Consider the following 4328-nt stretch of genomic DNA (forward strand, 5'->3'; position numbering starts at 1 on the left):
CCAACACCAGCGCTACTGGATCGATGCCCCGGCTGATCCTGGTGATGTCACCGCGATGGGTCTGGACTCCGCCGACCACCCGCTGCTCGGCGCGGTCGTCGATGTGCCCGGCGCTGGCGGTGTGGTGCTCACCGGCCGGATCTCCCGCACCGCCCAGCCGTGGCTCGCCGACCACGCGGTGTTCGACACCGTCCTCGTCCCCGGTACCGGGCTGGTCGAGCTCGCCCTCCACGCCGGAGACCAGGTCGGCTGTCCGGTACTGGACGAACTGACCATCGGCGCGCCGATGGTGCTGCCCGCTGAGGGCGGGCTGGCGCTGCGCGTCACGGTCGCCGCCGCCGACGACAGCGGCGCCCGTACCCTGGGCATCTGGACCCGGCCCGACGACGCCGCCGACGGCACCGGCTGGACCCGGCACGCCGAAGGGATCCTGGTCCTCCGGGCCGGAGCCGACCCGACCGCTGCCGACCTGTCCGCGTGGCCGCCCCCCGGCGCCGAGCCGGTCGACCTCACTGGACTCTACGACCGGCTACCTGACCACGGATACGGCTACGGGCCGGCGTTCCAGGGACTGCGCGCGGTATGGCGGCGCGGCGACGGCGACACCGCCGAGGTCTGGGCCGAGGCGGCGCTTCCCGAGGTGGCCGCTGCCGACGCACCCCGGTTCCTGCTGCACCCGGCGCTGCTCGACGCGGCGCTGCACGCCAACCTCGTAGCCGAAGGCGCAGGCGACACGCCGTTGCCGTTCTCCTGGCGCGGGGTGACCCTGCACGCGGCGCACGCCGCCACCCTGCGGATCCGGATCTCCCCGGCCACCGCCGACAAGCTGGCCGTCGCTGTCGCCGACGGTAACGGCAATCCCGTCGCCACCATCGACCAGATGGTGGTCCGACCGGTGGCCGCCGACGTGCTCGGCACCGCCGCCCGCCGCCATCAGCGCAACCTGTTCGAGGTGGCCTGGCGGCCCGTCCCCACCCCGGACGTTGTCGCCGACGACTGGACCCTCATCGACGCGGAGGCGGAACTGCCCGCCCCGGCACCCGGCACCGTCGTGGTCACCCTCGACCCGGCCAGCACGCCGCCCGCCGCCGTGCACCGGGCTGCCGAACGACTGCTGGCGCTGTTGCGCCGATGGCTCACCGAGCCGGGGTACGCCGCGGCGACGTTGGTGCTGCTCACCCGCGAAGCGGTTAGTGCCGGCGACACCCCGGTCGACCCCGTCCAGGCGGCCCTGTGGGGGCTGGTCCGGGCCGCCGAGGCCGAACACCCCGGTCGGTTTATCCTGGTCGACACGGATGGCGCCGGCACCGACCACCTCGCGGCGGCGCTGGCCACCGGCGAACCGGAAGTGGCCGTCCGAGAGGGTCAACTGCTGGTGCCCCGACTGACCCGGGTATCCGCCGAGGCACCCGGCGACACCCCGTGGCCCGCCGACGGCACCGTCCTGATCACCGGCGGCCTCGGCGGGCTGGGCAGCCTCATCGCCCGGCACCTGGTCGCCCGGCACGGCGTACGCCGGCTGCTGCTGACCAGCCGCAGCGGCGCCAGCGCACCCGGCGCGGCGGAACTGGTCGCGGACCTCACCGCTGCCGGCGCCGAGGTGACGGTCGCCGCCTGCGATGTCGCCGACCGGGACGCGCTCGTCGCGCTGCTCGCCGAGCTTCCCACCGACCACCCGCTCACCGCCGTCGTGCACGCCGCCGGTACCGCCGAGAACGCGCTGGTTGACGCCCTCACCCCCGAACAACTACACCGGGTGCTACGGCCCAAGGTGGATGCCGCCTGGCACCTGCACGACCTCACCCGCGACCTCGACCTGGCCGCGTTCGTGCTCGTCTCCTCCTCAGCCGGCTGGGTGGCCGGCGCCGGCCAGGGCAACTACGCCGCCGCCAACCTCTTCCTCGACGCGCTCGCCCAGCACCGCCGCGCAGACGGGCTGCCGGCCACCTCGCTGGCCTTCGGCCTCTGGGCCGCCGGCACCGGCATGGGCGGTCAGCTCGACGAGGCCGGCCTGCACCGGATGCGCCGACTCGGCATGCCCGCGATGACCACCGACGAGGGGCTGGGCCTCTTTGACGCAGCCGTCGCCGCCGACCGGGCCAACGTCGTACCGGTGCGGGTCGACCTGGACGCACTGCGGCGGCGGACCGACACGCTGCCCACCGTGCTGCGCGGCCTGGTCCGCAGCCCGGCCCGGCCCGTGGCCACGGGAGACCCGATGGCCGGTGACCGGGGGCTGGCCCAACGGCTCGCCGGTCTCTCCGACGCCGACCGGGACACCCTGCTGCTGGACCTGGTTCGCACGCACGCCGCCGCTGTGCTCGGCTTTCCGGGCCCGGCGTCGGTGGAACCCGGTCGTGCCTTCAAGGACCTCGGCTTCGACTCCCTTGCCGCCGTCGAGTTCCGCAACGTGCTCAGTACCGTCACCGGCCTGCGGCTGCCCGCCACGCTCGTCTTCGACCACCCCGAACCCGCCGCCCTCGCCCGGGCGTTGAAGGCCGACCTGGTGGTGCCCGATGCCGATCCGGCCGACGCCGTCCTCGCCGACCTCGACCGCCTGGAGAAGACCCTGGCCGGCGTACCCGTCGACGAGTACGGCCGGGTCACCGCACGGCTGGAGGCGGTGCTACGCGGCTGGCAGGACCGGACCGGCGGCCCCGACGGCACCCGGCACGACTACGAGTCCGCCACCGACGAGGAACTTTTCGACGTCCTGGAGAACGAGTTTGGCATCTCCTGACGGCAGTCCGACTCCGAGGTCCCTCCGGCGCCGGAAGATTGGTGTGAACGATGGCGAACGACGACAAGCTCCGGACCTTTCTCAAGCGCGCCACGGCCGAACTGCAACAGGCCAACCGGCGACTGCGTGAGGTGGAGGCCCGGGACCAGGAGCCGATCGCGATCGTCGGCATGGGCTGCCGCTACCCCGGGGGTGTCCGGTCGCCGGAGGACCTCTGGCAGCTCGTCCTAGACGGCACCGACGCGATCTCCGACTTCCCGACCGACCGGGGCTGGGACGTCTACGGCGTCTACGACCCGGAACCCGGCAAGCCCGGCAAGAGCTACACCCGGCACGGCGGCTTCCTCTATGACGCCGCCGACTTCGACCCGGGCTTCTTCGGGATGAGCCCACGGGAGGCGGTGGAGACGGACCCGCAGCAGCGGCTGGCGTTGGAAGCATCCTGGGAGGCGTTCGAGCACGGTGGCATCGACCCGGTCGGCCTGAAGGGCAGCGCCACCGGCGTCTTCGTCGGCGTGATGCACCACGACTACGTCGACAGCACCACCTCCGGCAGCCTCGTCTCCGGTCGGGTCGCCTACCACCTGGGCCTGGAGGGGCCTGCGATCACGGTGGACACCGCATGCTCGTCGTCGTCGGTCGCGGTGCACCTGGCCTGTCAGTCGCTGCGTAAGGAGGAGTGCGGCCTGGCGCTGGCTGGTGGCGTCGCGGTGATGGCCACCCCGCAGCTCTTCGTCGAGTTCAGCCGGCAGCGCGCGCTGTCCCCGGACGGCCGGTGTCGGTCCTTCGGCGACGGCGCTGACGGCGCGGCCTGGTCTGAGGGTGTTGGTGTGTTGGTGTTGGAGCGGTTGTCGGATGCTCGTCGTAATGGGCATCGGGTGTTTGGGGTGGTGCGGGGTTCGGCGGTGAATCAGGATGGTGCGTCGAATGGGTTGACGGCTCCGAATGGGCCGGCGCAGCAGCGGGTGATTCGTGCCGCGTTGGCGAGTGCGCGGCTTTCTGCTTCTGATGTGGATGTGGTGGAGGCGCATGGTACGGGTACGACGTTGGGTGATCCGATTGAGGCGCAGGCGATTCTTGCGACGTATGGTCAGGGTCGGGAGTTGCCGTTGTGGTTGGGTTCGGTGAAGTCGAATCTTGGGCATACGCAGGCGGCGGCGGGTGTGGCTGGTGTGATCAAGATGGTGATGGCGATGCGGCATGGGGTGCTGCCGCGCACGCTGCATGTGGAGACGCCGTCGCGACAGGTTGATTGGGACGCGGGCGATGTCCGGTTGCTCACTGAGCCGGTTGGGTGGCCGGCTACTGGGCGGCCGCGCCGGGCTGGGGTGTCGTCGTTTGGGATCAGTGGTACCAACGCGCATGTGATTTTGGAGGAGGCTCCGTTGGTCGAGGCTGCCGAGTCTCCGGTGGGGACGGCGGGGGCTTCGGTGGGGACGTCTGGGTCTTCGGTGGAGTTGGTGGATTCTGCGGTGGGGGTGTCTGAGTCTGCGGTGGTGCTGGAGCAGGCTCCGGTGGTTGGTGTTGGTGAGTCGGTGGGGGTGGTGGGGTCGTCGGTGGTGTTGTGGCCGTTGTCGGGTCGGTCGGT

2 protein-coding genes are annotated in these 4328 nt (G+C 71.9%); both read left to right on the top strand.

The features are described from left to right. Window positions 1-55: 55 nt before the first annotated feature. Window positions 56-2740, top strand: coding sequence for a type I polyketide synthase (locus tag SALPAC3_RS0124455; RefSeq protein WP_018223797.1), 2685 nt, complete (start codon window positions 56-58; stop codon window positions 2738-2740). Window positions 2741-2790: 50 nt separating this feature from the next. After that, window positions 2791-4328: type I polyketide synthase (locus SALPAC3_RS26310; protein WP_018223798.1), on the top strand; the 1538-nt coding region annotated here is incomplete at its 3' end.

The organism is Salinispora pacifica DSM 45544 (assembly GCF_000378845.1).
GTDB lineage: Bacteria > Actinomycetota > Actinomycetes > Mycobacteriales > Micromonosporaceae > Micromonospora > Micromonospora pacifica.

What these genes read in the sequence shown, in the direction of transcription:
- SALPAC3_RS0124455 (WP_018223797.1), top strand. Translation starts at nt 56, where the DNA reads ATGGGTCTGGACTCCGCCGACCACCCGCTGCTCGGCGCGGTCGTCGAT.